The following is a 25,966-nucleotide window of genomic DNA, read 5'->3' as shown; positions in this document are numbered from 1 at the left end:
AACCGGCCCCGACGTCAAACGCGCGACGATGCGCCCGATCAGGTCAGGCGCACCGCATCCGAATCAATATCGCGCCAGCTGGTTGCCGTTGATCTGCACGCGATCGCCCGGCCGGAGGTTGCCCGGCGATTGCACGTCGAACGAGCGCATCGTGCCGTCGCTGACCTGCACGTCGATCCGGTAGCTGCTCGGACCTTGCGCGGCCCCCATCTGCTGGCCGATCTGGTTGCCGGCCACCGCGCCGCCGAGCGCACCGATCACGGTCGCCGCGTCGCGGCCGTGACCGCGGCCGAACTGGTTGCCCACCAGGCCGCCGACCAGCGCACCGACGACGGTGCCGGCCACGCCCGACGGGCCGACCGAACCGTTGACCGGCTGGATGTTCGAGACCGTGCCGTACTGCGTGCCGTAGCCGTTGCCGTATTGCTGCTGATTGCCGTACTGGTCATACGGCTGCGACCCGTATTGTTGCGGGTTGCCATACTGGTCGTACGGTTGCGGCGCCTGGTTCGGATACGGCTGTTGCTGCTGCACGTAGCCCGGTTGCGAATACGCGGGCTGCGCGTAGCCGGGCGTCGCGTATTGCTGTTGCTGCGGATACCCCGGCTGCGCGCCGTAGTAACCCGGCGCGACGCAGGCGGTCAGCGGAAGCGCCGCGACGGCGACGAGCGAGGCGAACAGAACGGTCTTCGTGGAAGGCATGCGCATCATGATGATTCCTGCATCGGCAACGGGTTCGCCGACGAATGCCAGGACGGGTGGCGAACTCGGCGTGAGTATAAGGAATGGCGGGTGGCGCGTCCGGTGCGGCCGGGTAACAACGTGTAAAGTCTGTTGCCGCGTAAATCGCCGCCCGGGCGGGGCGATCGCGCAATGCCCGGCGAGGGCGGCGGCGCCCGTTCGGCAGCTGCGATGACGCGGATCGACAGCGGTCCGGCGGCCTGTCCTGCGAGGCAGTCGGCCCCTCGATGCCGGCGCGCGAAACGTCGGCTTCGGCGACGTCACTCGACGGGCCATCGGCATGCGGGCCGTCGCCGACGAGATCGGACCCCGCAGCCGCGCGTGGCTGGCGCGGCGTTTGCGCTGCGCATCGCGAAATCGAATGCGCGGCATCGCGACATTTAATTGGCCTCTGCCGGCGCCGTCCGATATCGTGGCCGGATTCCCTGCCAACGGTCGCGCCGGGCCGGCTGCGGTGCCTTCCCCTGTCCGCGCCGGCGACGTGCCGCGACCGCCCCACATTCCGAGCCATGACCGATCGTATCTTCATCAACGCCGTCGATGCCGGCGGCCAGCCCATCAACCTCGTCGTCCGTGACGGCCGCTTTGCCGCGATCGGCGCCGATCGTGCGGCCGCGCCCGGCGCGGAAACGATCGACCTCGACGGCCGCGTCGTGCTGCCCGGTTTCGTCGATGGCCACATCCACCTCGACAAGAGCTTCGTCGGCGATCGCTGGGTGCCGCACGAAACGGTCGGCACGCTGCGCGAGCGGCTCGCGGTCGAGAAGCGCCAGCTCGCGGCCGCGCCGCCGATCGTCGAGCGCGCGAATGCGCTGATCGCGCAGGCCGCCGCGTTCGGCACGGTCGCGATGCGCAGCCACGTCGACGTCGATGCGACGACGGGCCTGTCGAACCTGCAGGCCGTGATGGCCGCGCGCGAGCAATGGCGCGGCATCGTCGACATCGAACTCGTCGCGTTCCCGCAGGCCGGCGTCGTCACGTGCCCCGGCACCGCGGAGATCCTCGACGCAGCGGTGCGCGAGGGCGCGGACGTGGTCGGCGGGATCGACCCGACGACACTCGACGGCGACGCGGACGGCCAGCTCGACATCGTGTTCGGCATCGCCGAGAAGCGCGGCGCGAAGATCGACATCCACCTGCACGAGCCGGGCGAGACGGGCATCGCGCAACTGCTGCGGATCGCGGCGCGCACGCGCGCGGCGGGGCTCGGCGGGCGCGTGAACGTGAGCCATGCGTACGCGCTCGGCCAGGTGAGCGACGACGACGTGCGGCGCACCGCGGCGGCACTGGCCGAAGCCGGCGTGTCGATCCTGACGAATGCGCCGGGCGACTGCGCGTTTCCGCCGGTACAGCGCGCTGCGCGACGCGGGCGTGCAGGTGATCGCGGGCAACGACAACATCCGCGACGCATGGTGGCCGTACGGCAACGGCGACATGCTGCAGCGCGCGATGATGGTCGGCTATCGGTCGGGCTTCTACACCGACGAAGCGCTCGGCATCGCGCTGGACATGGCGACACATGCCGGCGCGCGCATGATCGGCAAGGAGAACTATGGAATCGCTGTCGGCTGCGACGCGACGTTCGTCGCGGTGCGTGCGCCGAATGCGGCGGCGGCCGTCGCGGGCGTGCCGGCCGAACGCTGGGTGTTTCGCCGCGGCGAAAGCGACACGGGCGCGCCGTTCGCCCCTGCGCTGCGCTTCACGCGCTGACCGGCCTGGCCGACCTGAGCGGCGGCACGGCACGCGCCGTGCCCCGTTGCACTGACTGTACCGACTGCACTGACTGACCACACCGGAACCGACATGACGAACCTGCTGATCCGCAACGTCCGCCCGAGCGCCGACGCCGCGCTCGACATCCTGATCGAAGGCGATCGCATCGCGCGCATCGGCCCGTCGCTCGACGCACCCGCCGGCTGCGCGATCGAGGACGGCGCGGGGGCGCTCGCGCTGCCCGGCCTCGTCGAAGGCCATACGCACCTCGACAAGACGCACTGGGGGATGCCGTGGTATCGCAACCAGGTCGGCCCGCGCCTCGTCGACCGGATCGAGAACGAGCGCCACTATCGCGCGACGAGCGGCCACGACGCCGGCGTCGCGTCGCTCGCGCTGGCGCGTGCATTCCTCGCGGCCGGCACGACGCGTATCCGCACCCACGTCGACATCGATACCGAAGCCGGGCTGCGGCATCTGCACGGCGTGCTCGCGACACGCGAGACGCTGCGCGGGCAGGTTGAAATCCAGATCGTCGCGTTTCCTCAATCGGGCGTGCTCAAGCGGCCGGGCACCGACGCACTGCTGTCCGACGCGCTCGCCGCCGGCGCCGATCTGCTCGGCGGGCTCGACCCGTGCGCGATCGAAGGCGATCCGGTCGAGGCGGTGGACGTGCTGTTCGCGATCGCCGAACGCCATGGCCGCGGGCTCGACCTCCACCTGCACGAGCGCGGCTCGATGGGCGCGTATTCGCTCGACCTGATCCTGCAGTGCACGGCGGCGCACGGCATGCAGGGCAAGGTGACGATCAGCCACGGGTTCTGTCTGGGCGATATCGCCGAACGCGAGCGCGATGCGCTGCTTGCCCGGATGGCGGCACTCGGCGTCGGGCTCGTCACGACCGCGCCGGCGGCGGTGCCCGTGCCGCCGGTGGCCGCGTGCCGTGCGGCGGGCGTGACGGTCATCGGCGGCAACGACGGCGTGCGCGATACGTGGACGCCGTACGGGTCGCCCGACATGCTCGAACGCGCGATGCTGATCGGCATGCGCAACGATTTCCGCCGCGACGACGCGCTCGAGGTCGCGCTCGACTGCGTGACGCACGGCGCGGCGCGCGGTTGCGGCTTCGACGGTTACGGGCTGCAGCCGGGCAGCCGCGCGGACGTCGTGCTGGTCGACGCGCTGACGTTCGCCGAGGCCGTCGTCGCACGGCCGGTGCGTCGGCTCGTCGTGTCGTCGGGGAAGATCGTGGCGCGTAACGGCGCGCTGGTCTGAGCGAAACCCGGGTGAAGCATCGCCCCGGTATGATCCGGTTTTCAGCCGGATTTCCCGGGAGAAGACGATGCGACGTACGACCGCGGCACGGGCCGCACGATGGATGGCGGCGGCCCTGTTCGCCGTGAGTGCCGCGCATGCGGTGGCGGCCGGGCCGTCGGACGCGCAGCAGGAAGCGAACCGGCGCACGGTGCTCGCGTTCTATGAAAAAGGCCTGAACGAGAAGGATGCCGACGCCGCACTCGCGTATGTCGGCGATCGTTACGTGCAGCACAATCCGAACGCGGCCGACGGCCGCGACGGCTTCCGCCAGTTCGTCGCGTTCCTGCGCGACAAGTATCCGCGGTCGCACAGCGAGATCAAGCGCTCGTTCGTCGACGGCGACTACGTGATCCTGCACGTGCACGCGGTGCGCGAACCCGGCACGCGCGGCAGCGCGATCATGGACATCTTCCGGCTCGAGAACGGCAAGATCGTCGAGCACTGGGACGTCAATCAACCCGTGCCCGAGCAGGCCGCGAACGGGAACACGATGTTCTGACGGGGATCGGGCGCGCGGACGTGCCGACGCGCCCGCGATCGCGTCGCATCGGCCGTGCCGGCGGCGTCGCGGCGTCCGCCCGCTTGCCGCATCCGGCGTTCTCTTTCCTACTGCTCCTCGTGCTCCAGCATGGCCGCGAGCGCCTTCGTCAGTTCGCTGACCATCGGGTCGGCCGTCGGCCGATGCAGGATCGCGATGTCCATGTGTTCGATCGGCGCGAAACCCTGCTTCGCGGTCAGCACGACGTGCTCGTCCGTCACCACGCGCGCGGGCAGCACGCTGATGCCGAGCCCGTCGGCGACGGCGGCCTGGATGCCGCTCAGGCTCGACGTCGTGAAGCTGATCCGCCAGCGGCGGCCGCGCTCCTCGATCGCCTTGATCATGTCGTCGCGATAGAGCCCGCGCGGCGGAAACACGACGATCGGCACCGGGTCGAGATCGATCGACGGATGCGCGGCGCTGTCGATCCAGCGCAGCTTCTCGGGCCAGCGCACGACGGCCTCGCGGCTGTCGCGGCGCTGCTTGATCAGTACGAGGTCGAGTTCGCCGCGATCGTATGCGGCGCTGATGTCGCGGCTCAGCCCGCACATCACCTCGAGCTTCACTTGCGGATGCTCGCGCTTGAATGCCGCGAGCGCATGCGTCGTGCGGCCCGCCGCGAAATCGTCGGGCACGCCGAGCCGGATCGTCAGCGCGACCGTCGCACCCGACAGCGCTTCCAGCATCTCGTCGTTCAACGCGAGCATGCGCCGCGCATAGCTGAGCACCGTCACGCCCGCGTCGGTCGGCCGCACGTCGCGCGTGCCGCGGTCGAGCAGGCGATGCCCGGCGATTTCCTCGAGCCGGCGCACCTTCTGGCTGACCGTCGACTGCGTCGAGTGCAGGCGCGCGGACGCCGTCGTGAAGCTGCCGCAGTCGGCGACCATCACGAGCGCGCGCAGCAGGTCGATGTCGAACAGGGGTCTATTCATTTCTGCACTTCTGTGGATTCGAGCATTTCATTTTCAAATGCGTGCGACGACTTTTAACATGGCCGGATGCCGTGGGCAATCGCGGTTTCGCCGGACCCGGCGCGGCGTCGGGTGGCGCCACGGGGGCGCGTGATGCATCGCATCGGCCGTGCTTCGGCGTGCGCGGCAGGCCAGGAGGACACTGGATGTTTTTCAAACGGATCGCAATCGTCGGCTCGTTTGCGTTGACCACGCTCACGTCGGCCGTGGCCGCCGCCGACGGCGGCGCGCTCGAGGGCAGGTTGCGCAGCGCGGCCGACCGGGGCGACGTGGGCGAACTGCGGCTGCTGCTCGAACGCGGCGCGCAGATCGATTCGCGCGACGGGCAGGGGCGCACCGCGCTGCTGATCGCGACACACGGCAATCGCGTCGAGGCGGCGCGCGTGCTGATCGACGCGGGCGCGGACGTCAACGCGAAGGACGCGATCCAGGACAGCCCGTATTTGTATGCCGGTGCGCGCGGTTATCTCGACATCCTGCGGCTGACGCTCGCGCACGGCGCGGACCTGCGCAGCACGAACCGCTATCGCGGCACCGCGCTGATTCCGGCGGCGGAGCGCGGCCATGTGGAGACGGTGCGCACGCTGATCGACGCGGGCGTGAACGTCGACCACGTGAACCGGCTCGGCTGGACTGCGCTGCTGGAGGCGATCATGCTCGGCGACGGCAGCGAGCGTTATGTGCGGATCGTGCAGTTGCTCGTCGACGGGCACGCGAACGTCAATCTGGCGGACTCGAACGGTGTGACGCCGCTGCAGCATGCGCGGCGGCGCGGGTATGCGGCGATCGAGCGGGTGCTGGTGGGGGCGGGGGCGCGGTAACGCTTAGCGGCGGCGTGACTTTTGTTCGGGCGTGCCGCCGGGAAGTTTGCGCAGGAATGCTTCGGCCAGTTCGACGCAATAGTCGAACGACGGCGTGTAGCCGAGTGTCTGGATGTCGTCGAAACGCGACTTGACGAAGGTACGATGCTCGTTGAGCAGACGCAAAAACGTATCGCGATGTCGAACGAGAAATGCCCCTGCTTGCATCAGGCTGTCCGGTTCTCGCTCGATGACCAGACACAAATCGAACAGGTCCCGCGCGGTCGGGCGATCGCCACGGTGCCACATTTTCTTGGCGACGATTTCCGCGGAAGTCTCGACCTTGACGACGTGATCCATCAGCATCCATTCGTCGTAGCCGGGAGACATTAGATTTCGGGAGACTACGAAGTCGATTTCGCCGTCGGGCAGTACCAGTTTCACGAAACCAGCATGTTCTTCGTAGTCCGTCGTGATGTCGGATGCGGCGTCGCTGATGCGGGGATTCACGTACCCGAGATATTGTGGGTCGGGTACAAAGATGTCGACGTCCTTGCTCACGCGATGGCCATGGCGCAGCATGAGAACCGTGCCTCCGCCGAACGTCCAGAACGGATTCGACGTGCCGTGCTTGCGTATCTCGTCAACCAGCGTCACTGCGTGACGAAAAAGGCCTTGCCACGGGCCGTCAGGCAACGCGGATGGTGCGGTCATGCCCATACCTCCCGATACAGGTGAAGATCCTTCGACCATGCCGCGAGGTTTTTCCAGATGGTCCGAAGCGGGGTGCCCGAGCGTTCGGCGGCTTCCTCTGCCGCCTTCACCACGACAGGTAACGGCACCTCGTCGAGGATGACGGAGAACTGTGACTCGTATCCTTCCGGAATGTGTCCAGTGGTCAACGCGTCGGCCAGCAGGCGTTCGGTCAATTCACCCTTGTAGCTGACGTTCGCGCTCACGACGGCCTTGTAGAGGCCGTTATGGGCCTGTCGCGGCAATGCCAGAAGTTCGATGCCGAGCACGCTGAGCAACGGGATCAGCTTGTTGATTCCGAGATCCTTGACTTTGCCGGCTTCGAGCTGGTTGACGGTGAACCGAGACAGCCCGGCGAGCTTGGCAAGCTGGGCCTGCGTGAGATCGAGTTCCGCCCTCCGTCTCGCAACGGCCTGACCGATTTCATAGAGTTGCACGTTGACCTCCCGGCGCAGATTCAATACGCTTGAATGTAAAGTATATCTTACATGTCCGGATGGCTTATTGTCTCTGAGAACGCCTGGGGCGGTATAGGACGCATCGCCAACGCCACTGGATCGGGATCGGGCGATACCTGTATAGACATCGCTATTTCTCGGATATCCGGAAAAACACGCTCTGTTGCTGGTGTGCGTCTCGCAGGGTAAACACCCGAAAACCGCGAAAATCCTCGCCATTCAGGCTTGTTTCGCGCGCGATCTCTGTCGTCTCGCTTCCACCCGGCCTTAAGCCGCCCATCCCGTCTTCCCCCGCTTGCGCTCAAAAAATGAGCGGTCTAGACTGCATCGCAGTTTCATCGAAGTCCCAGTCGTTCGCGCACCGCCCCCCACCGGACGCCGGCGCTTGCACGCCGCGTCGAGACCATCAAGGACACGCCATGAACCGCACTGCAAAGCTTCTCGTTACCGCGCTGGCGTTCGCGCCGCTCGTGTCGTTCGCGCAGGACACGTCGACGATCCGCTGGGGCATCGACCCCACGTATCCGCCGTTCGAGGCGAAGCAGCCCGACGGCTCGCTCGCCGGCTTCGACATCGACCTGCGCAATGCGATCTGCGAGCAGCTGCGTGCGAAGTGCGTCTGGGTCGAGCAGGGCTTCGACGGGATGATTCCGGCGCTGCGCGCGCGCAAGTTCGACGTGATCATGTCCGCGATGACGGCCACCGACGAGCGGCTCAAGCAGATCGACTTCTCGAACAAGCTGTATGCGTCGCCGGGCGCGCTCGTCGCGCCGGTCGGCTCGAAGCTGCTGCCGACCGCCGCGTCGCTCGCGGGCAAGCGCGTCGGGATCGATCAGGGCACGACGCAGGAGGCGTACGCGAAAGCCGAATGGGCGACCAGGGGCGTGACGATCGTCTCGTACCAGAACCAGGACCAGGTGTACCAGGATCTCGTCAACGGCCGCCTCGACGCGACCTTCCAGGACAAGACGCAGGCCGGCTATTCGTTCCTGAAGACGCCGCGCGGCAAGGGCTATGCGTTCGCGGGCCCCGACGTGACCGACGTGCGGATCACCGGCTACGGCGTCGCGATGGGCGTGCGCAAGGGCGACGACGCGATGAAGAAGCGGCTGAACGACGCGATCGTCGCGATCCGCGCGAACGGTACGTACCAGAAGATCGCCGCGAAATATTTCGACTTCGACATCTACGGTGCGAAGCAGCAGCTGACTTCGGCACCGTGATTCGGTGACTCCGCAATTCATTCAATCGACAGGCACACCATGACGAGTATCGAGGATCGCGTCGCGCAAGCCGTGACGCCCGAACTGATCGCCGCGTTCCGCGAGGAAGGTGCGGTCTGCATCAAGGGCATCTTCTCGCCCGACGAGGTCGCCGCGCTGCGCGCCGGCATCGACGCGAATCTCGCGCAGCCGAGCCCGCGCGCGAAAGTCGCGAGCCGGCCCGACGATCCGGGCTGGTTCTTCGAGGATTTCTGCAACTGGCAGCACAACGACGCGTATCGCGACTTCATCGTGCGCTCGCCCGCGCCGTCGGTGGCCGCCGCGCTGATGGGCACGGAGAACGTGCGGCTCCATCACGACCACCTGCTCGTGAAGGAGCCCGGCACGCGGCAGCGCACGCCGTGGCACCAGGACCAGCCGTACTACAACATCGAGGGCGACGACAACGTCAGCATGTGGATTCCGGTCGATCCGGTGCCGCTCGAATCGACGCTGGAATTCGTCGCGGGCTCGCATCGCGGGCCGTGGCTGATGCCGCGCACGTTCATGGACAAGGAAGCGAAGTGGTTTCCGGAAGGCAGCCTCGCGGACCTGCCCGACATCGAAGGCGACCGCGCGGCCTTTCCGATCCGCTATTGGGCGCTCGAGCCCGGCGACATGGTGTGCTTCCGGATGCTCACGCTGCACGCGTCGGGCGGTACGCAGAACCGTCGGCGCGCGTTCTCGATCCGCTTCGTCGGCGACGATATTCGTCACGCGCCGCGCCGCTGGAAGACGTCGCCCGATTTCCCCGGGCTCGCGGAGCAACTGCCCGATGGCGCGCCGCTCGATCACCCGCTGTTTCCGGTCGTGTGGTCGCGTGGCGCGGGGCAGGCCGGCGCGCTCTGACGCCGGCGGGCGGGCATGAACGACGCGGCGGCCGTTTTCCGACGGAACGGCCGCCGCGCGCTTTTGTGCGGGCCGGTGTTTGACGAAGGGTGTGTGACGAAGGATCAGGTCGGGTGGCGCCCGGCGCCCGGCTTGAAGCGCGAGCCGAGCCGGTAGCGGTTGCCCGGATGCAGGAAGTGCACGAACGTGACGGGCAACCCGTTCGTCCAGGTGCGGCGCGTGAGCGTGAGGCACGGCTCGTCGGCGCGCATGTCGAGCAGCCGCGCCTGTTCGCCGGTCGGCAGCGACGCATCGACCACGTGCTCGATTTCCAGTTCGTAGTGCGACACGTTGTTGTACAGGTACTCGGACGGCGGTTCGACCTGGAAATCCTGGTCGATGAAACCGGGCGCGGCGGCCGGGTTCACGTAGCGATCCTCGAGCTGGATCGGGCGGCCGTTTTCCTCGTGCACGCACACCACGTGAAAAACCGGCGTATTGACCGGCAGGCCGAACGCGGCCGCGACGTCGAACGACGCGGGCTCGCTCGACTGGCTCAGCACGCGGCAGCGGTATTCGTGCCCGCGCGCGCGGATTTCGTCGCGGATGTGCGCGATCATCAGCAGGTTCGACTGCGGCTTCACCTCGGCGACGAACGTGCCGACGCCCGCGATGCGCTTCAGCACGCCTTCCTCGGTCAGCTCGCGCAGCGCGCGGTTGACCGTCATGCGTGCAACGCCGAACTGCGCGGCGAGATCGAGTTCGGACGGAATGCGGTCGCCGGGGCGCCAGTCGCCCGAGTCGACGTTCTGGCGAACGAGCGTCTTGATCTGCTGGAACGGTGCGGTGGCCTTCGTGACCATCGGGGGATCCTTGCGCGAAGAGGTGGCGAGGCTAGTCGTCGTGACTGACGATGACGAGGATCTCCGCCTGCGCGGCGCCGAGGCTGCGCGTGCGGTGCGGGATGAGTGCGTTGAAATAGACTGAATCGCCGGTCTTGAGTTGCACCGTCTCGTTCGGGAATTCGATTTCGACGCGCCCCTTGTGCACGAACAGGAATTCCTCGCCTTCGTGCTCGCGGAACGTCGATGCGACGAATTCGTGTGGCGGATGCACGACGAACGGCAGCATCTTCTTCGGCGCGACGCCGGCCGCGATGCTCTCGAAGCGGTGTGCGTGGCTGTCGGCCGCCGCGCCCATCGCCGTGCGCTCGCCGGCGCGCGTAACCGTGATCAGCTCGCGGTTGCGGCTTTCCGAGAACAACTGTTCGACATCGACATTCAGTGCCTTCGACAGCTTCAGCGCGACCGCGATCGACGGCACACTCAGGCCGCGCTCGACTTTCGACAGGTAGCTCTTGGTGAGGCCCGTCTCGTCGGCCAGCACATCGAGCGTCCAGCCCTTCTGTTTTCTGAGCAGCTTCAGGCGAATCGTCATGGGGCGCCAGGTGTCCTTCGAAAAACCGATTGTAACGCATGACACAAAGTGTCCTGTGGTGTATCGTGTGTCACGTGTTCCCGGGAAAGCGGCGCGGACGGCGCGACCGACCCGGTTCATTCAGGAGGTGAACATGGCGGAAACGCTGAATCTGACGAAGGAGGCGCTGGTCGCACTGGCGGAGCGGCGTCTCGACAACGAGGTGGGCGACAGCGGCTGGTCCGCGCGGCAGAAGCTCGCGCTCACGTGCCGGATCCTGTTCGACGCCGGCCACGATTCCGGCCTGGCCGGGCAGATCACCTGCCGCGCGGGCGACGCCGGCACGTACTACACGCAGCGGCTCGGGCTCGGTTTCGACGAGATCTCGGCCGCGAACCTGCTGCGCGTGAACGAGGATCTCGACGTCGTCGACGGCGAAGGCATCCCGAATCCGGCCAACCGGTTCCATACGTGGATCTATCGCGAACGTCCGGACGTGAACTGCATCATCCATACGCATCCGGCGCATGTCGCGGCGCTGTCGATGCTCGAGCAGCCGCTCGTCGTGTCGCACATGGATACCTGCCCGCTGTACGACGATTGCGCGTTCCTGAAGGACTGGCCCGGCGTGCCGGTCGGCAACGAGGAGGGCGAGATCATCTCGAAGGCGCTCGGCAGCAAGCGCGCGATCCTGCTGTCGCATCACGGCCAGCTCGTGGTCGGCAAGACGATCGAGGAAGCGTGCATCCTCGCGCTGCTGATCGAGCGCGCCGCGAAGCTGCAACTGCTCGCGATGGCGGCCGGCGAGATCAGGCCGGTGCCGCCGGCGCTGGCGCGCGAAGCGCACGACTGGATTTCGAAGCCGAAGCGCGACGCGGTGACCTTCGACTATTACGCGCGCAGGGCATTGCGCACGCATCCGGACTGCGTCGCGTGAGCGGGCGATTCGCCGCCGCCGCGCCCGACCATCACTGAGGATTACTATCGTGTCCATCCTGCTGAAAGGCATCATTGCCTACCCGGTTACACCGTTCTCCGCCGACGGCGGCGTCGACCTCACGGCGCTCGATGCGCTGATCGAGCGCCTGATTGCCGACGGCGTCCACGCGATCGCGCCGCTGGGCAGTACCGGCGAGAGCGCGTACCTGTCCGACGCCGAATGGGAGGCTGTCGCCACCGCGTCGATCCGCGCGGTGCGCCGGCGCGTGCCGACCGTCGTCGGCATTTCCGATCTCACCACGGCGGGCGCGGTGCGCCGCGCGCGCTTCGCCGAGCAAGCCGGCGCCGATGCGGTGATGGTGCTGCCGGTGTCGTACTGGAAGCTCGGTCACGACGAGATCGTCGCGCACTATCGCGCGATCGGCGCTGCCATCGGCATCCCGATCATGCTGTACAACAACCCCGCGACGAGCGGCGTCGACATGTCGCCCGACCTGATCGCGACGATCTGCCGGACCGTCGACAACGTGACGATGGTGAAGGAGAGCACGGGCGACATCGGGCGGATGCACCGTCTCGCGCAACTGAGCGACGGCGCGATTCCGTTCTACAACGGCAGCAACCCGATGGCGCTTGCCGCGCTCGCGGCAGGCGCGGCCGGATGGTGCACGGCCGCGCCGAACCTGAATGCGGCGTTGCCGCTGGCGCTGTTCGACGCGATGCGCGCGGGCGACCTGGCGCGCGCCCGGGCGGTCTTTCAGGCGCAGCTGCCGCTGCTGCAGTTCATCGTCAACGGCGGCTTGCCGGTGACCGTGAAGGCCGGGCTGCGCCTGTGCGGCTTCGATGCCGGCGAACCGAGGAAGCCGCTGATGCCGCTCGGCGACGCGCGCACGCGCGAACTCGAACGCCTGCTCGCGGCATTGCCTGACGGTGTGACGACATGAGCGACGCGGCACGGCCGGCGATCTCGGCCGTTATCGGCGCGGTGCGGATCGGCGCGAGCCGGCCGCTGGCGGGCACGCCGCACGCCAGCGCGATCGACAAGCAGCCGGTCGGATCGCGCTTGTGGCTGGGCGCGCTCGGCTTTGCCGGCGACGAGCAGGCCGATGCGCGGCATCACGGCGGCCCCGACAAGGCGGTGCACCACTATGCGCACGATCACTACCCATGGTGGGCCGCGCAGATCGGCGCGCGCGACGTGCTCGCGCAACCGGGTGCGTTCGGCGAGAACCTGTCGACGCACGGCGTGACCGAGCACGACGTGTGTCTCGGCGACGAGTTCACGCTCGGCGGCGCCGTGCTTCAGGTGTCGCAGTCGCGGCAGCCGTGCTGGAAGCTCAACGCGCGCTTCGATCATCCGCGGATGGCCGCGCTCGTGCAGCAAAGCGGCCGGACCGGCTGGTATTACCGCGTGCTGCAGGAGGGTTGGGTGGCGCCGGGCGACGTGCTGGCGCTGCAGCGGCGCGTCTATCCGCAATGGACGCTGTCGGCGGTGCTCGGCGTGCTGTACCGGCGCACGCTCGACATGGCCGCGCTCGACGCGCTGTGCTAGGTCCCGATACTGCCGGCCGGCTGGCGCAAGCTGCTCGACAGGCGCCGGGCGGAGCGGCAGGTCGAAGACTGGACGAAGCGGCTCGAAGGACGTTGACGTTCGGCGTGGCTCAGTGGCCCGGCAGTTCCCGCACGTCGGCGGTCGGTACCGAGCCGAACGCATCGCTCAGTGCATAGCCGATCAACTGCCGCGCGGCCGCCTCGGGCGTCGCGAGCGCGCCGCTCGACTTCAACTGGTCGAATTTCTCGCGCATCGGGAAGTTGTCTTCGCTGGTCGAGCGGATCGTTGCCTGCATGCCCGTGTCGACGACGCCCGGCGCGACGCTGCAGATCCGCAACGCGCGGTTCGCGTCGAGCGCGACCGCGCGCGCATGATGATCGAGCGCGGCCTTGGTCGCGCAGTAGACGCTCCAGCCCGCGTACGCGTTGCGCGCCGCGCCGCTCGATACGTGCAGGATCCGGCATTCGGTCGTGGCCGATGCCGCTTGCGCGAGCGCGGCCGACAGCATCAGCGGCGCCGCGACGTTCACGCCGACCGCGCGCGCGACGATCGCCGGATCCTGCGCGGCGAGCGGGCCGATCGGATCGACGATGCCCGCGTTGTTGAACAGCAGCACGATCGACGCGCCGTCGACGAAGCGGCGCAGCGTGTCGCCGGCCAGCCATGCCGCGACGGCCGGCGTGTCCGACAGGTCGAGTTCGATTTCGGTGAATCGGTCGCCGGCTTGTGACGCGAGCGTCGGATGACGGCTGCGCGACACGCCGAGCACGGCGATGCCTTCCAGCAGCAGCTGTTCGGCGAGCGACGCGCCGAGGCCGCGCGTGTGTCCGGTGACGATGGCACGCACGTGCGGTGCGGAAGAGGATGCGGTCATGGCGGTGAGCGGGTCGAAGGGGTGAATGGATGAGCGGATGAGTGGCGTCGACGGGCGACGCGCATGCGTGGCGGCATGGCGTGCGGGACGGGCGATGCGTGGTGATGCGTGCGAAAGCGCTCGCGCGGCGCCGCGGACGTCGGGGTGACGCATATCGTAGCGCCGGCATGCGTGTCGCGCAAACGCCGCCGCGTGCGAGGCGGCGGAATCGCCGTCACGGCGCGCATCCGTCGCCGCGCGGCGACGGCCGGCAGGCAGGGCGGGCGAAAGCCGGCTGCGGCAAGTGCGCGCGCCGGCGCGGCGAGCGGCACCGGGCCACGCGACGCGAGCTATCATATGGCTCGCCCGTGCGCGATGCCGGACGGGCCGCGACTGTTTCCCTTCACCTGCTGCACGCTGCGACGCCACTCATGACCACCACGCCGGATACGCCCACGCCACGCGCCCTTCGCGAACTCACGCCCCTCGAGGCCCGCATTCTCGGTGTGCTCGTCGAGAAACAGCACACGGTGCCGGACACCTATCCGCTGTCGCTGAATGCGCTGACCGCGGGCTGCAACCAGAAAACCGCGCGCTCGCCGGTGATGAACGTCAGCGAGGACGAAGTCACGACCGCGCTCGACGGGCTGAAGCACCTGAGCCTCGTGATGCAAGGCAGCAGCAGCCGCGTGCCGCGTTTCGAGCACAACGTGAACCGCGTGCTCGGCATCCCGAGCCAGGCGATCGCGCTGCTGACGATCCTGCTGCTGCGCGGCCCGCAGACGGCCGCCGAGCTGCGCCTGAACAGCGCGCGCCTGCACGGTTTCGCGGATATCTCGTCGGTCGAGGCGTTCCTCGACGAACTCGCGGCGCGCGCGCAGCCGCTCGTCGTCCGGTTGCCGCGTGCGCCGGGCGCGCGCGAGAACCGCTGGATGCACCTGATGTGCGGCGAAGTGAACGTGGCCGACTTCGCGGGTGCGGAGGCCGGCGGCGCGGATTCCGTGCCGCCTTCGGAATTCGAAGCGCTGAAGGCTGAACAGAAGCGCCTCGCGGATGAAGTGGCGCGACTGAATGCGCTGGTTCTGCGGATGGCCGGCGAACTCGGCATCGACGTCGACGCGCAAGGCGACGCGTCCTGACACGAGCGACTGCGGTTCATGCGCCCTCGCCCGGCCCGGTCGTTATGCGGCCGGGCGGGGGCGCGATGCGGATGCCGGCCGCACCGCCTTATTACTTCAGCTTGACGCCCGGTACGAGATAACGCGCGCCGCCCGGCCTCAGGATCGGCGCGAGCGACGCAAACGGCACGTCGAGTTGCGGCCCGAGACAGGCGCCCATCGCGTGGCCGATCCCGGATACGACGAACGACAGCTTGCCGGGTGCGTCGAGTTCGAACGCCAGATACTCGGGGAACACGTCCGCGCACGACAGCGAGACGTCTTTGCCGTCTGTCACTTGCAGACCGTGTGTTGCCTTGTCGCGCAACTGCGTAATGAAACTCACCAGCGCGGGGCTCGTTCCCGGGTCGCCGTCCTTGCCTGTCGTAGCCGCGTCGATCACGCGATTCCAGTCGAGGTACGTACCACGCAGCAGGTCGAACGTGACCGGATCGTAGTGATTGTTCGGATGAGCGCCGCCGCAGTACGTACTGCCCGATTCCACGATGCCGAGTGCCGCAGGTGACAGCCACGTGACCGTCACCTGTTCGTCGTCGTAGCCGCCGAGCGAACCGGCGGCCGGCCCATCGTCGGAATAGCGGGTCGACGCACATTCGAGCGCGGCGAGATTCATCTGCCAGTGCTGCTGTTCGAGCAGGCGGTTGACCCGTGCCATGACCGCTGCATCGGGATGGCGGCTCAGACGCGGGTACATGAGCTTCGTGCGCGGGTCGCGCCACATCCGGTACGCGACGGTGCCGTCTCCAATCTCGGGGCCGGCCGGCTGCGCGTGCCCGGCAAGCTTCAGCGTCGCATAAGGCGCCTGCCGCATGTCGATGGCCACGCCGCTTGCGATACCGCTGCCGACGCCACCGGCGATGCTGTTGGTAACGGCTTCGACCGACCCGGGCGCAACCACGTCGGGATCGTATTCAGCGACGCGCCGCAGCGTGAAGCTGCGCGTCTTGCCGGAGCGTGTGTCGGTCCAGCGGCCGCGATAGCCGGCCTTGTCCCGCGTGCCTTGCCACGTGGCCGCGGCATGATCGAAATCGGCTTGCCCGCGGAATCCCGACGCGTCGCGCGCGTCGTCCGGCAACTGCGTTCGCACGAGCGGTTCGACCAGTTGCGCGGGCGTGCCGTGCAGCGGAATATCGACGCCGTGCTGCGCGTAGAAGTAGCGGCCCGAGATCGAGCCGTCCGCGGCCGGGCGATCGTCGAGTTCCATCACGACGGCTCCGGCACCTTGCAGCGTGCCTTCGTAGACCGTGCGCGGCGCGGCATGCGCGAAGCCTGCGTGCAGCGCGACCAGCACCCACGCGATCCGGATCAGCGGGCGCATCACCAGCGGCACCCGGTCTGTTCGGACGCGTCGACATCCAGCGCGCGGCCGAACGCGGTCTGCTTGCCGGTGCGTGCGTTGGTGTAAGTCATCGAATAGACCATCGCGCCCTGGGTCATGATTTCGTAGCGCCCGTTGACCTTGCCGCCGACCATTTCGACCCAGGTCGTCGTGTACTGGTGCGGACGGCTTTCGTCGAGCACCTCATCCTCCTCGTGTTCGATCACCAGGGGCAGGGCCGTTTTCGACTGCGCATAGCGCACCATGCCGCCCGACCATTTGACCGCATCGTCATAGTAGGTGCGCATCTCGAAGCGCACGGGTTTGTCGCCGTCCGACCTGAAGCAGAACACGTCGGTGGATACCTTGGCGAGTGCCGGCAGCGACACGCAGAGCAGCACGGCTGCGAAGAGTTTTTTCATGATGGCGTAAGGGAAACGAAGTGGCCAATCAACCGACGCTGATCCGTGAAGCGCCCGCATCGACGAGCCGGAACAGCAGATCCTCGACGGCCGTTTCGGGCGCGGAGCCGAGATCCGCATGGACGCGCCAACCCTGTTCCGCGCGAACCGGTTCCGACAGGTAGTGAACGATCCCGTGCAGACCGCTTTCGGCCGGCGTGTTCTCGTCGTCGGCATCGAACCACGCGAAGAACCATGCCTTGAACGCGTCGGCCGCCGCGCTTTCGTCGAGACCGTCGGCCTCGATCGCGGCCCAGTCCCACACGAACGGGCGGATCGACACGGCCGCCGTGTCGAGATCGAACGCGAACGGCTCGAAATCCAGCTGCGTGGCGGAATCGACCATCGCCGGCTGGCCGGCCGATTCGCCTTCGGTCGCGATGATGTCGGCCCGGCACGGCAGCGCGAGCGGCCCTTCGGTGGCGAGCGTGCCGTCGGCACGCCGGTAGGCCGGTTCGGCGATCACGGCCGGTTGTGCGGCCGCTTTCGCGAGCAGGTCGGCATACGGTTGGCGAATGGCGCGGAGCAGTTCGGAGACGGTCATCGTGGCGTGTCGGCTGGGCAGGAAACGATCGGTCACAGGCAGGCGGTGCGCCGTGCGGCCGGCATCGCACGACGCGGCCGCTTCGGTACCCGACAGCCGTGATCGTACGGTACTTCCGCGAAACGCGGACAGTCGGCCGAACGGCCGGCGCGCCCCGCATCGTGCGGCGGCGCGTTTAGACGTTTACCTTCAAACAATGGAAAACGCCCGTCGAGCGCGTTCTCGATGTGCTTCAATTAATCCGGTTTGTACTCCTACTAAAACGACGAATTCAGAACAGGCCGGACCAATCTTTCACAGGAGACAGTCGATGGCACGGAAACGGTTTTGACGCGGCGCACACGATGGTCTGCAACACCGCCGAACTTCCTTCGATGAGAGCTGGTTATCCCAGGGGCCCCAACCATGTCCTCCAGACGTTTCATGCTGGCCGCGGCAGCCGTATCCGCCGCGCTGGCGGTCGCCGCACCGCCGGCCAGCGCCGGCGCACCGGCCGTGTCCGATCCGTTCTATACCTACACCGGCACGACGCCGCTGGCATCGATTCCACCGGGCACGGTGCTCAAGACACGCAACGTCACCTATCACGTGGCCGGCATTCCGACCGCGCTGACCGCGCAGCAGTTGCTGTATCGCACCAATAACGCGCTGAACCAGCCGGTCGTGAACGTGACGTCGGTGATCCGGAGCCAGGTCAGCAACGGCCGGGCCATCTCGTACCAGTCGGCTTACGATTCGCTGAACCCGTACGACGAGCCGTCGCAGGTGATCGCCGGCGATCGCGACGTCACGAAGATCATCAACGTCGGCACGCTGCTCTACAGCGCGGAATCGATTCCGCTGTCGACGCTGCTGCTGCTCGGCTACAACATCATCGTGCCCGATACGGAAGGCCAGACGGCCGACTTCGCCGCCGGCCCCGAATACGGGATGACCACGCTTGATTCGATCCGCGCGGCGCTCAATACGCCGTCGACCGGCCTGAGTCCGTCGAGCAAGGTCGCGATGATCGGCTATTCCGGCGGCGCGATCGCGACGAACTGGGCCGCGCAGCTCGCGCCGAGCTATGCGCCCGATATCAACAGGCAGCTCGTCGGCGCGGCGGAAGGCGGTGTGCTGGTCGACCCCGCGCACAACCTGCGTTATGTCGACGGCAGCATCGTATGGGGCGGCGTGGCCGCGGCCGCGCTGGCCGGGCTGTCGCGCGGCTACGGATTCGACCTGACGCCCTATCTCAGCGATACCGGCGTCGCCGTGTTCAACGACATCCAGAGCCAGTCGCTTGCGTACATCCTGCCGAAATACACGGGGCTGCACTGGGGCACGCTGTTCAAGCCGCAATACGCGAACGACATCAACAGCATTCCCGCGTACGTGACGTATGCCAACAAGGTGAATGCCGGGCTGGCCGCATCGCCGACGATCCCGATGTTCATCGGCCAGGGCACCGCGGGCGCGCTGGACGGCACCTTCAGCAGCCAGATGGGTGATGGCGTGATGCTCGCGTACGACGTGCGCGCGCTCGCGCAGAAGTTCTGCGCCAGCGGCACGCCGGTCACGTACACCGAGTATCCGCTCGAGCATGCCGGGGCGATCGTGCCGTGGGTGGCCGGCATGCTGCCGTGGCTCTACGACCGTTTCAACGGGAAAGCCGCGCCGAGCAACTGCTGGCTGACGTCGCTGCTGCCGAGCGATTCGCTGGCGCCCGAGACGCTGCACTAGCCGCACCGTACCGCGAGGCGCATGGCCGGGCGACCCTTCACGGGTCGCTTTTTTCATTCCGGGATTGATCCCGGTCGCATCAACGCGGCCTTCGCCGCGCCCGGTCCTCCCGCCGGAACCCTTCGCCGCCCCGCCCGGGTGCCATAATCGAGCCTGCTCATCATTACAGACGTCCCCCGGAGAATCACCATGCAGAACCTCGACAATCCTTCCCACGATCGCGAGGTAGGCAGCGCCGACGCGACGCAAGACACCACGCGCATCGACGACGTCCGCATCGGCGCCGTGCGCCCGCTGATTTCGCCCGCGCTGCTGCTGGACGAGCTGCCGGTGCCGGCCGCCACGCAGACGCTCGTCGAGGGCACGCGCCGCGCGATCGGCGACATCCTGCACGGCCGCGACGACCGGCTGCTGCTCGTCGTCGGCCCGTGTTCGATTCACGATCACGACCAAGCGCTCGACTACGCACGCCGGCTGAAGGCCGCCGCCGATGCGCTGAAGGACGACCTGCTGATCACGATGCGCGTCTACTTCGAGAAACCGCGCACGACGGTCGGCTGGAAGGGCTACATCAACGACCCGCGCCTAGACGGCAGTTTCCGCATCAACGAAGGGCTGCGTGCCGCGCGGCAATTGCTGCTCGACATCAACGCACTGGGCCTGCCGGCGTCGACCGAATTCCTCGACCTGCTGAGCCCGCAATACATCGCCGACCTGATCGCATGGGGCGCGATCGGCGCGCGCACGACCGAGAGCCAGAGCCACCGCCAGCTCGCGTCGGGCCTGAGCTGCCCGATCGGTTTCAAGAACGGCACCGACGGCGGTGTGCAGGTCGCGTCGGACGCGATCGTCGCGGCGGCCGCGAGCCATGCGTTCATGGGGATGACGAAGATGGGGATGGCCGCGATCTTCGAGACGCGCGGCAACGACGATGCGCACGTGATCCTGCGCGGCGGCAAGAACGGCCCGAACTACGACGCCGAACATGTCGAGGCGAGCTGCGCGGTGCTGCGCAAGGCCGGGTTGCGCGAACAGGTGATGGTCGACTGCTCGCACGCGAACTCGAACAAGTCGCATGAGCGGCAGATCGAGGTGGCGCAGGATCTCGCGCGGCAGTTGGGGCAGGGCGAGCACCGGATCGTCGGCGTGATGGTCGAGAGCCATCTCGAGGCAGGGCGGCAGGACCTGAAGCCGGGCGTGCCGCTGAAGTACGGCGTATCGATCACGGATGCATGCCTGAGCTGGACGCAGACGGAGCCGGTGCTCGACGTGCTGGCGGAGGCCGTGCGGCAACGGCGTGCACAGTCGCGCAACGCATGACGCGGACGATACCGGCATGACCGATTTCCCTTCCGACGCACCGGCTGTCCCGGGCGAGCCCGCTGCTTCCGGCGGGGCGGCGACGGTGCCGCCCGGCAAGCTGTTCACGATGGCGGGCATAGGCTGGGCGGCGTTTCTCGGCTCGCCGCTCGCCGGCGGCATCCTGCTCGCGGCGAACGCGCGGCGTCTCGGCCACCGCGCGCTCGCGCAGCGGCAGATTCTCGTCACGGCACTCGTCACGTTCGTGTCGATCGTGCTTTACGCGGCGGCGGACGTTCCGGAAACCGCGGCGGTGCCCCACGCGCTCGTGCATGTGGTCGTCGTTGCCGGCCTCGCCGGGACGATCGTCTATGCACGGCACGCGCAGCGCGCGGCCGTCGACGCTCACCGGGCGGCCGGTGGCGCACTGCAATCGAACTGGCGTGCGGCGGGCATCGGCCTGCTGACGCTGCTCGGCGTCTGGCTGTCGATTGCGACGGCGATCGTCGTGCTGGGTGTTGCGGGTGTGCTGAACTTCGACAACGACCTGCGGCTCGTGCGCGACTATCCGGCGCCCGCGGAACTGCGTCTGCCTGCGGGATGGCGGGTCGCGAACCAGCCGGAGGATCGCGGCGACGCGACCTACCGGATCCGGCGCTTCAGGTTCGGGCTGATCTCGGCCGGGATCGAGTTCGTCATCGGCGACAAGAGCGACGATGCCCTGTCGAGCCTCTGCGACGGGTGGGACGAGGGAGGCGGGGAAGGGGGCAGCGCGACCGAATCGCCGCACGCGGCAAACGAAACGATAGCCGGCAGGCCTGCACTGACTTGCGAGCACAAGGAGACGCTCGGCGACGCAGTCGTCCACCAGGCGGTCGTGGCGACTGCCGGCGACACGAAGACCTGCGCGCTGATCTACACGGCGCGCGAGGAGAACTACGCGCGTTATCTGCCGGAGTTCGATCGCGTTCGCGATTCGCTGCGTTGTCCGTAGTGTCGCCATCGCGCGGGGCGGGTGACGGGTGCTGCGTCATCGCGTCCGATGCAGCGTTGCGCGAGTGGCGCTAACATGGGCCGGTGCGATGTGTCGCGCGCGGGCCGCCGGGCTTCGCGCGGCGCATGCACGGCGGCGGCTCGGCCGACCGCCGCGACCGACAACAATTCACCGGAGTGCACAACAGCATGGCTTTCTACAAGACCCTCATCGCAGCAACCGTCCTCGCCTCGAGCGTCAGCGCGCACGCGCAGATCGCAGGTGCGCAGCCGATCAGCGTCACCGTCGAGCAATCGCAGGCGCTGCTCGAAGGCTGGAGCGTGAAGAAGAGCGTGCTCGGCAAGGCCGTCTACAACGACGACAACCAGAAGGTCGGCACCGTGCGCGACCTGATCGTCGCGCCGGACGGCTCGGTGTCCGCGGCGATCGTGTCGGCCGGCGGCTTCCTCGGCGTGGCCGCGCACGACGTCGCGGTGCCGATCGCGTCGCTCGACGTGCGCAAGGGCAACATCTACCTGCCGGGCGCGACGAAGGAAGCGCTGAAGGCGACGCCGGCGTTCCAGTACGCGAAGGTGCCGTCGCCGCCGAAGCCGAAGAAGGTCGACGACAAGCACTGATCGCCGATTCGATGCATCGCCGCCCGGCGCGCACCGCGCCGGGGGCGGCGACCGTCGTTCGTCGATGGCCATGCGAGTCGGCGCGAGTCAGCGGCGGCTCGGCCTCGCATCGTGGCTCCGGACGAATTGCCTCGACGATCGATGCCGATGCAACTGCGCATCGCGCGCGAATCGGCACGGTGCGCCGTCACACGCCGTGAATGCCGCACATGCCGGCGATCAGATCGCCGGCTTCTCCTCGCCCACCCATACCCCGCTGAACCCGAACGAAACCGGCCCGCTCAGGAGCACGCTGCCGGTACCGTCCCATCGGACGGTGACGTCGCCGCCGTCGCAGGTCACCCGCACCGTATCGTCGAGCAGCCCGCGCCGGATGCCGTTGACGACCGCACCGCATGAACACGATCCCGAACCGAGCGGCACGCCGCCGCCGCGCTCCCAGATGCGCAGGCGAATATGCATGCGATCGATGACCTGAACGAAATGCACGTTGGTTTTCTGCGGGAACAGCGGATGCGTTTCGATGGCGGAGCCGAGTGCCGCGACGTCGATCGCGCGGAGATCGTCGACGAAGAACGTGCAATGCGGGTTGCCCATGTTGCAGGCGGCCGGCGCGCCGGGCAGCGGCAGCGCGAGGGTGTCGAGTGCGTCGGCGACCGGCACGTCCCGCCAGCCGGTGAGCGGCGTGCCCATCTCGACGGTGATCAGGCCGTTCGTCTCCCTCGAACACACGAGATAACCGCGGCGGGTCCGCAGCACGAGCGACGCCATGCCGGATTCCCGCATCAGCTTCCATGCGACGCCGCGCGTTGCGCTGCCGCAGGTGTCGAGCGGCGAGCCGTCGGCGTTCCAGAACGCGACGCGGGCCGCCGCGTCGTCGCAGTCCGACACGACGGCAAGCTGGTTGAAGCCGATGCCGCGGTGCCGGTCGCCCATGCGTCGCACGAGGTCGCGGTCGATACGCGGCAGGTGTTCCTGATCCTGACCGCGCAGGTCGACGATGACGAAGTCGTCGCCGTTTGCGTTCATCTTCTGAAATCCGATCGGCATGGCGGTTCCGGCAGAGAGACAGGTGAACACTGTACGTGGCCCGCCGTTCACGATCAATCGCGCGCCGGACGATATCTACCCAACCGGCATCTACGTAATTCTACGTAGCTCCGCATACGTAGTTAACCGCTTGTAAGCCTCCCCGGTCACACGGAATACTACGGCCCATCGCCGCGGCCTTTGCGAGACCGCGGCACGACGCATCGACGTCACGCGGGTTCGGCGCCTCGCCGCATCCACTCAAAAACACATTGGAGACCAGGAGACGCCATGAATCGGGCTTCCAGTACCCTGCTCTGGATTGCGGTCGCGCTGCTCGGCGCGTTCGCGTTCGGCACGATCGCACTCGCACACGGCGAGCGCGTCAGTGCCCTCTGGATCGTGATCGCCGCAGTCTGCGTGTATCTGATCGCGTATCGCTTCTACAGCCGTTTCATTGCCAGCAAGGTCATGCAGCTCGACGGGCTGCGGATGACGCCGGCCGTCAAGTACAACGACGGCCTCGACTACGTGCCGACCAACAAATACGTGCTGTTTGGCCATCACTTCGCCGCGATCGCCGGCGCCGGCCCGCTCGTCGGGCCCGTGCTCGCCGCGCAGATGGGCTACACGCCCGGCATGCTGTGGATCCTGGCCGGCGTCGTGTTCGCCGGCGCGGTGCAGGACTTCATCGTGCTGTTCATCTCGACGCGCCGCGACGGCCGTTCGCTCGGCGACCTCGTCAAGATGGAGCTCGGCACGGTGCCCGGCGTGATCGCGCTGTTCGGCGCGTTCCTGATCATGGTGATCATCCTCGCGGTGCTCGCGCTGATCGTCGTGAAGGCGCTGACCAATTCGCCGTGGGGCACGTTCACCGTCGCCGCGACGATTCCGATCGCGCTGTTCATGGGCGTCTACACGCGCTACATCCGTCCGGGCCGCATCGGCGAAGTGTCGATCATCGGCTTCGTGCTGCTGATGGCGTCGATCGCGTTCGGCCAGCACGTGCACGATTCGCCGACGCTCGCCGCGTGGTTCACGTTCACCGGCACGCAGCTCACGTGGATCCTGATCGGCTACGGCTTCGTCGCATCGGTGCTGCCGGTGTGGCTGCTGCTCGCGCCGCGCGACTACCTGTCGACGTTCCTGAAGATCGGCACGATCCTCGGCCTCGCGATCGGCATCCTGGTCGTCGCGCCGGAACTGAAGATGCCCGCGCTGACGAAGTTCGTCGACGGCACGGGCCCGGTGTGGTCGGGCAACCTGTTCCCGTTCCTGTTCATCACGATCGCGTGCGGCGCCGTGTCGGGCTTCCATGCGCTGATCTCGTCGGGTACGACGCCGAAGCTGATCGACAACGAAACCAACGCGCGCTTCATCGGTTACGGCGCGATGCTGATGGAATCGTTCGTCGCGATCATGGCGCTGGTTGCCGCGTGCGTGATCGAGCCGGGCATCTACTTCGCGATGAACGCACCGGCGGCCGTGCTCGGCTCGACGCCGGAAGCGGTGGCCAACACGGTCACGCAATGGGGCTTCGTGCTGACGCCGGACATGCTGACGCAGACCGCGAAGGCCGTCGGCGAAACGACGATCATCGCGCGCGCGGGCGGCGCGCCGACGCTGGCCGTCGGCATGGCGCACATCCTGCACCAGGTGATCGGCGGCGAAGCGATGATGGCGTTCTGGTATCACTTCGCAATCCTGTTCGAAGCGCTGTTCATCCTGACGGCCGTCGACGCGGGCACGCGCGCGGGCCGCTTCATGCTGCAGGACCTGCTCGGCACGTTCCACCCGGCGCTCAAGCGCACCGAGTCGCTGCCCGCGAACCTGGTCGCCACCGCGCTGTGCGTGGCCGCGTGGGGCTACTTCCTGTACCAGGGCGTGGTCGATCCGCTCGGCGGCATCAACACGCTGTGGCCGCTGTTCGGCATCTCGAACCAGATGCTGGCCGCGATCGCACTGGTGCTCGGCACCGTCGTGCTGTTCAAGATGAAGCGCGAACGTTATGCGTGGGTGACGATCGTGCCGACCGTGTGGCTGCTGATCTGCACGCTGACCGCCGGCTGGCAGAAGATTTTCGACGCGAACCCGAAGGTCAGCTTCCTCGCGCACGCCGCGAAGCTGCAGGCCGCGGTGGACGAAGGCAAGGTGCTCGCGCCGGCGAAGTCGATCGCGCAGATGAAGCGGATCATCTTCAACGACTACATCGACGCGGCGCTGGCCGGGCTGTTTATCTTCGTCGTCGTGGCGATCGCGGTGTACGGCGTGCTCGCCGTGCTGCGCGCGCGCCGCGAGTCGAAGCCGACCGTGCGCGAGACGCCGTACGAAGCGATGCCGGCCGCGCAGGCGCTCGGCAGCGGACGTTGAGGGGAGGCCGCGATGTTCAGCGATCTTGGCAGCGACCTGCGCAGCGCGGGGCGTTACCTCGGGCAGGCGTTGCGGCTGATGGTCGGCCTGCCCGACTACGACACCTACGTCGCGCACATGCGCGAGACCCATCCGGACCGCGAGCCGATGACGTACGAGGAATTCTTCCGCGAGCGTCAGAATGCGCGGTACGGGTCGGGAGCAGGGAAGTGCTGTTGAGCGGTTGAAACGGCAGGAAAGAATGAAAAGGCGTCATGGCGTGAAAGCCATGACGCCTTTTTTCATGTCGCCGC

Annotated in this window: 26 protein-coding genes and 1 pseudogene; 16 read left to right on the top strand and 11 right to left on the bottom strand. The window is 67.6% G+C overall.

What is annotated here, in order from left to right:
• Positions 1–63 precede the first annotated feature (63 nt).
• The gene (locus tag AB3K92_RS07405) at positions 64–711 is read right to left on the bottom strand and encodes a glycine zipper 2TM domain-containing protein (protein WP_021158654.1); all 648 of its coding nucleotides are present in this window, start codon (positions 709–711) and stop codon (positions 64–66) included.
• Positions 712–968: 257 nt separating this feature from the next.
• Here AB3K92_RS07405 and AB3K92_RS07400 point away from each other — a divergent pair, with 257 nt between their 5' ends.
• The 3 genes from AB3K92_RS07400 (at position 969) to AB3K92_RS07390 (ending at position 4,270) form a co-directional block, all read left to right on the top strand.
• A complete protein-coding gene (locus AB3K92_RS07400) occupies positions 969–2,528 on the top strand; it encodes an amidohydrolase (RefSeq protein ID WP_369464747.1) in 1,560 nt (519 codons plus the stop codon).
• Positions 2,529–2,544: 16 nt separating this feature from the next.
• Positions 2,545–3,729 (top strand): amidohydrolase family protein, encoded by a 1,185-nt coding sequence (locus AB3K92_RS07395; protein ID WP_069255072.1) that lies wholly within the window; start codon positions 2,545–2,547, stop codon positions 3,727–3,729.
• A 67-nt stretch (positions 3,730–3,796) separates the two neighbouring features.
• Entirely contained in the window at positions 3,797–4,270 is a 474-nt protein-coding gene (locus AB3K92_RS07390; protein WP_069255071.1) for a nuclear transport factor 2 family protein, read from the top strand.
• A gap of 107 nt (positions 4,271–4,377) precedes the next feature.
• On the opposite strand, the gene AB3K92_RS07385 is transcribed toward AB3K92_RS07390, so the two are convergent.
• Positions 4,378–5,241 carry a LysR family transcriptional regulator gene (locus AB3K92_RS07385; RefSeq protein ID WP_059523154.1) on the bottom strand — a complete coding sequence of 288 codons (864 nt, stop codon included), beginning with the start codon at positions 5,239–5,241 and terminating at the stop codon, positions 4,378–4,380.
• 185 nt (positions 5,242–5,426) lie between these two features.
• On the opposite strand from AB3K92_RS07385, the gene AB3K92_RS07380 reads away from it, so the two are divergent.
• Positions 5,427–6,101 (top strand): ankyrin repeat domain-containing protein, encoded by a 675-nt coding sequence (locus AB3K92_RS07380; RefSeq protein ID WP_021158657.1) that lies wholly within the window; start codon positions 5,427–5,429, stop codon positions 6,099–6,101.
• 3 nt (positions 6,102–6,104) lie between these two features.
• Here AB3K92_RS07380 and AB3K92_RS07375 read toward each other — a convergent pair whose 3' ends face one another.
• Positions 6,105–6,794, bottom strand: coding sequence for a nucleotidyl transferase AbiEii/AbiGii toxin family protein (locus AB3K92_RS07375; RefSeq protein ID WP_021158658.1), 690 nt, complete (start codon positions 6,792–6,794; stop codon positions 6,105–6,107).
• Positions 6,791–7,270, bottom strand: a complete 480-nt coding sequence (locus AB3K92_RS07370; RefSeq protein ID WP_021158659.1) for a helix-turn-helix domain-containing protein — start codon at positions 7,268–7,270, stop codon at positions 6,791–6,793. The genes AB3K92_RS07375 and AB3K92_RS07370 overlap by 4 nt, the downstream gene beginning before the upstream one ends.
• A gap of 440 nt (positions 7,271–7,710) precedes the next feature.
• On the opposite strand from AB3K92_RS07370, the gene AB3K92_RS07365 reads away from it, so the two are divergent.
• Together AB3K92_RS07365 and AB3K92_RS07360 are read left to right on the top strand one after the other, a co-directional pair.
• Positions 7,711–8,514: an ABC transporter substrate-binding protein gene (locus AB3K92_RS07365; protein ID WP_048023756.1), complete on the top strand. Its 804-nt coding sequence runs from the start codon at positions 7,711–7,713 to the stop codon at positions 8,512–8,514.
• Positions 8,515–8,553: 39 nt separating this feature from the next.
• Entirely contained in the window at positions 8,554–9,402 is an 849-nt protein-coding gene (locus tag AB3K92_RS07360; protein WP_069255070.1) for a phytanoyl-CoA dioxygenase family protein, read from the top strand.
• A 104-nt stretch (positions 9,403–9,506) separates the two neighbouring features.
• Here the strand turns inward: AB3K92_RS07360 and hutC are convergent, their stop codons facing one another.
• Both hutC and AB3K92_RS07350 read right to left on the bottom strand, forming a co-directional pair.
• Positions 9,507–10,244: a histidine utilization repressor gene (hutC, locus tag AB3K92_RS07355; RefSeq protein ID WP_048023760.1), complete on the bottom strand. Its 738-nt coding sequence runs from the start codon at positions 10,242–10,244 to the stop codon at positions 9,507–9,509.
• A gap of 31 nt (positions 10,245–10,275) precedes the next feature.
• Positions 10,276–10,818, bottom strand: coding sequence for a helix-turn-helix domain-containing protein (locus AB3K92_RS07350; protein ID WP_021158662.1), 543 nt, complete (start codon positions 10,816–10,818; stop codon positions 10,276–10,278).
• 133 nt (positions 10,819–10,951) lie between these two features.
• Between AB3K92_RS07350 and AB3K92_RS07345 the strand changes: the two genes are divergently transcribed.
• The 3 genes and pseudogenes from AB3K92_RS07345 to AB3K92_RS07335 all read left to right on the top strand — a co-directional run bounded on the left by AB3K92_RS07345 (position 10,952) and on the right by AB3K92_RS07335 (position 13,384).
• Positions 10,952–11,734 carry an aldolase gene (locus AB3K92_RS07345; protein ID WP_059586201.1) on the top strand — a complete coding sequence of 261 codons (783 nt, stop codon included), beginning with the start codon at positions 10,952–10,954 and terminating at the stop codon, positions 11,732–11,734.
• A 49-nt stretch (positions 11,735–11,783) separates the two neighbouring features.
• Entirely contained in the window at positions 11,784–12,680 is an 897-nt protein-coding gene (locus AB3K92_RS07340) for a dihydrodipicolinate synthase family protein (protein ID WP_048023763.1), read from the top strand.
• Positions 12,677–13,384, top strand: a pseudogene (locus tag AB3K92_RS07335) (MOSC domain-containing protein). Before AB3K92_RS07340 ends, AB3K92_RS07335 begins: the two are co-directional and overlap by 4 nt.
• A gap of 13 nt (positions 13,385–13,397) precedes the next feature.
• Here the strand turns inward: AB3K92_RS07335 and AB3K92_RS07330 are convergent.
• On the bottom strand, positions 13,398–14,162 hold the full coding sequence (locus AB3K92_RS07330; RefSeq protein WP_059487650.1) for an SDR family oxidoreductase: 765 nt from the start codon (positions 14,160–14,162) through the stop codon (positions 13,398–13,400).
• 410 nt (positions 14,163–14,572) lie between these two features.
• Between AB3K92_RS07330 and AB3K92_RS07325 the strand changes: the two genes are divergently transcribed.
• Positions 14,573–15,280, top strand: a complete 708-nt coding sequence (locus AB3K92_RS07325) for a YceH family protein (protein WP_369464745.1) — start codon at positions 14,573–14,575, stop codon at positions 15,278–15,280.
• 91 nt (positions 15,281–15,371) lie between these two features.
• Here the strand turns inward: AB3K92_RS07325 and AB3K92_RS07320 are convergent, their stop codons facing one another.
• Genes AB3K92_RS07320 through AB3K92_RS07310 form a run of 3 tightly spaced genes read right to left on the bottom strand, consistent with a single transcriptional unit; the run spans position 15,372 to position 17,642 of the window.
• Positions 15,372–16,637, bottom strand: coding sequence for a hypothetical protein (locus tag AB3K92_RS07320; RefSeq protein WP_369464744.1), 1,266 nt, complete (start codon positions 16,635–16,637; stop codon positions 15,372–15,374).
• Positions 16,637–17,059, bottom strand: coding sequence for a hypothetical protein (locus tag AB3K92_RS07315; protein ID WP_369464743.1), 423 nt, complete (start codon positions 17,057–17,059; stop codon positions 16,637–16,639). Before AB3K92_RS07315 ends, AB3K92_RS07320 begins: the two co-directional genes overlap by 1 nt.
• A gap of 28 nt (positions 17,060–17,087) precedes the next feature.
• Positions 17,088–17,642: a hypothetical protein gene (locus AB3K92_RS07310; RefSeq protein WP_059553163.1), complete on the bottom strand. Its 555-nt coding sequence runs from the start codon at positions 17,640–17,642 to the stop codon at positions 17,088–17,090.
• 405 nt (positions 17,643–18,047) lie between these two features.
• On the opposite strand from AB3K92_RS07310, the gene AB3K92_RS07305 reads away from it, so the two are divergent.
• The 4 genes from AB3K92_RS07305 to AB3K92_RS07290 all read left to right on the top strand — a co-directional run bounded on the left by AB3K92_RS07305 (position 18,048) and on the right by AB3K92_RS07290 (position 22,274).
• Positions 18,048–19,364, top strand: a complete 1,317-nt coding sequence (locus AB3K92_RS07305; protein WP_369464742.1) for a lipase family protein — start codon at positions 18,048–18,050, stop codon at positions 19,362–19,364.
• Positions 19,365–19,553: 189 nt separating this feature from the next.
• Complete coding sequence (locus AB3K92_RS07300; RefSeq protein WP_369464741.1) at positions 19,554–20,684, top strand: 3-deoxy-7-phosphoheptulonate synthase; 1,131 nt, start codon at positions 19,554–19,556, stop codon at positions 20,682–20,684.
• Positions 20,685–20,700: 16 nt separating this feature from the next.
• Positions 20,701–21,657, top strand: coding sequence for a hypothetical protein (locus AB3K92_RS07295; protein WP_369464740.1), 957 nt, complete (start codon positions 20,701–20,703; stop codon positions 21,655–21,657).
• A 188-nt stretch (positions 21,658–21,845) separates the two neighbouring features.
• The gene (locus tag AB3K92_RS07290) at positions 21,846–22,274 is read left to right on the top strand and encodes a PRC-barrel domain-containing protein (RefSeq protein WP_042974211.1); all 429 of its coding nucleotides are present in this window, start codon (positions 21,846–21,848) and stop codon (positions 22,272–22,274) included.
• Positions 22,275–22,493: 219 nt separating this feature from the next.
• Here AB3K92_RS07290 and dapF read toward each other — a convergent pair whose 3' ends face one another.
• The gene (gene dapF / locus AB3K92_RS07285; protein WP_369464739.1) at positions 22,494–23,324 is read right to left on the bottom strand and encodes a diaminopimelate epimerase; all 831 of its coding nucleotides are present in this window, start codon (positions 23,322–23,324) and stop codon (positions 22,494–22,496) included.
• Positions 23,325–23,594: 270 nt separating this feature from the next.
• Here dapF and AB3K92_RS07280 point away from each other — a divergent pair, with 270 nt between their 5' ends.
• Both AB3K92_RS07280 and AB3K92_RS07275 read left to right on the top strand, forming a co-directional pair.
• The gene (locus AB3K92_RS07280) at positions 23,595–25,673 is read left to right on the top strand and encodes a carbon starvation CstA family protein (protein WP_021158673.1); all 2,079 of its coding nucleotides are present in this window, start codon (positions 23,595–23,597) and stop codon (positions 25,671–25,673) included.
• Positions 25,674–25,685: 12 nt separating this feature from the next.
• A complete protein-coding gene (locus AB3K92_RS07275; RefSeq protein ID WP_006480280.1) occupies positions 25,686–25,892 on the top strand; it encodes a YbdD/YjiX family protein in 207 nt (68 codons plus the stop codon).
• Positions 25,893–25,966: the final 74 nt, after the last annotated feature.

Source organism: Burkholderia sp. Bmkn7, from assembly GCF_041103175.1.
Taxonomy (GTDB): Bacteria; Pseudomonadota; Gammaproteobacteria; order Burkholderiales; family Burkholderiaceae; genus Burkholderia; species Burkholderia cepacia.
The sequence above is the reverse complement of the archived record's forward strand: the minus strand, read 5'-3'. Positions and strand labels throughout refer to the sequence as shown.

Coding starts and splice junctions, on each gene's coding strand:
- AB3K92_RS07405 (WP_021158654.1), bottom strand. CDS start 711: ATGATGCGCATGCCTTCCACGAAGACCGTTCTGTTCGCCTCGCTCGTC.
- AB3K92_RS07400 (WP_369464747.1), top strand. CDS start 969: ATGCCGGCGCGCGAAACGTCGGCTTCGGCGACGTCACTCGACGGGCCA.
- AB3K92_RS07395 (WP_069255072.1), top strand. CDS start 2,545: ATGACGAACCTGCTGATCCGCAACGTCCGCCCGAGCGCCGACGCCGCG.
- AB3K92_RS07390 (WP_069255071.1), top strand. CDS start 3,797: ATGCGACGTACGACCGCGGCACGGGCCGCACGATGGATGGCGGCGGCC.
- AB3K92_RS07385 (WP_059523154.1), bottom strand. CDS start 5,241: ATGAATAGACCCCTGTTCGACATCGACCTGCTGCGCGCGCTCGTGATG.
- AB3K92_RS07380 (WP_021158657.1), top strand. CDS start 5,427: ATGTTTTTCAAACGGATCGCAATCGTCGGCTCGTTTGCGTTGACCACG.
- AB3K92_RS07375 (WP_021158658.1), bottom strand. CDS start 6,794: ATGACCGCACCATCCGCGTTGCCTGACGGCCCGTGGCAAGGCCTTTTT.
- AB3K92_RS07365 (WP_048023756.1), top strand. CDS start 7,711: ATGAACCGCACTGCAAAGCTTCTCGTTACCGCGCTGGCGTTCGCGCCG.
- AB3K92_RS07360 (WP_069255070.1), top strand. CDS start 8,554: ATGACGAGTATCGAGGATCGCGTCGCGCAAGCCGTGACGCCCGAACTG.
- hutC (WP_048023760.1), bottom strand. CDS start 10,244: ATGGTCACGAAGGCCACCGCACCGTTCCAGCAGATCAAGACGCTCGTT.
- AB3K92_RS07350 (WP_021158662.1), bottom strand. CDS start 10,818: ATGACGATTCGCCTGAAGCTGCTCAGAAAACAGAAGGGCTGGACGCTC.
- AB3K92_RS07345 (WP_059586201.1), top strand. CDS start 10,952: ATGGCGGAAACGCTGAATCTGACGAAGGAGGCGCTGGTCGCACTGGCG.
- AB3K92_RS07330 (WP_059487650.1), bottom strand. CDS start 14,162: ATGACCGCATCCTCTTCCGCACCGCACGTGCGTGCCATCGTCACCGGA.
- AB3K92_RS07325 (WP_369464745.1), top strand. CDS start 14,573: ATGACCACCACGCCGGATACGCCCACGCCACGCGCCCTTCGCGAACTC.
- AB3K92_RS07320 (WP_369464744.1), bottom strand. CDS start 16,637: ATGCGCCCGCTGATCCGGATCGCGTGGGTGCTGGTCGCGCTGCACGCA.
- AB3K92_RS07315 (WP_369464743.1), bottom strand. CDS start 17,059: ATGAAAAAACTCTTCGCAGCCGTGCTGCTCTGCGTGTCGCTGCCGGCA.
- AB3K92_RS07310 (WP_059553163.1), bottom strand. CDS start 17,642: ATGACCGTCTCCGAACTGCTCCGCGCCATTCGCCAACCGTATGCCGAC.
- AB3K92_RS07305 (WP_369464742.1), top strand. CDS start 18,048: ATGTCCTCCAGACGTTTCATGCTGGCCGCGGCAGCCGTATCCGCCGCG.
- AB3K92_RS07300 (WP_369464741.1), top strand. CDS start 19,554: ATGCAGAACCTCGACAATCCTTCCCACGATCGCGAGGTAGGCAGCGCC.
- AB3K92_RS07295 (WP_369464740.1), top strand. CDS start 20,701: ATGACCGATTTCCCTTCCGACGCACCGGCTGTCCCGGGCGAGCCCGCT.
- AB3K92_RS07290 (WP_042974211.1), top strand. CDS start 21,846: ATGGCTTTCTACAAGACCCTCATCGCAGCAACCGTCCTCGCCTCGAGC.
- dapF (WP_369464739.1), bottom strand. CDS start 23,324: ATGCCGATCGGATTTCAGAAGATGAACGCAAACGGCGACGACTTCGTC.
- AB3K92_RS07280 (WP_021158673.1), top strand. CDS start 23,595: ATGAATCGGGCTTCCAGTACCCTGCTCTGGATTGCGGTCGCGCTGCTC.
- AB3K92_RS07275 (WP_006480280.1), top strand. CDS start 25,686: ATGTTCAGCGATCTTGGCAGCGACCTGCGCAGCGCGGGGCGTTACCTC.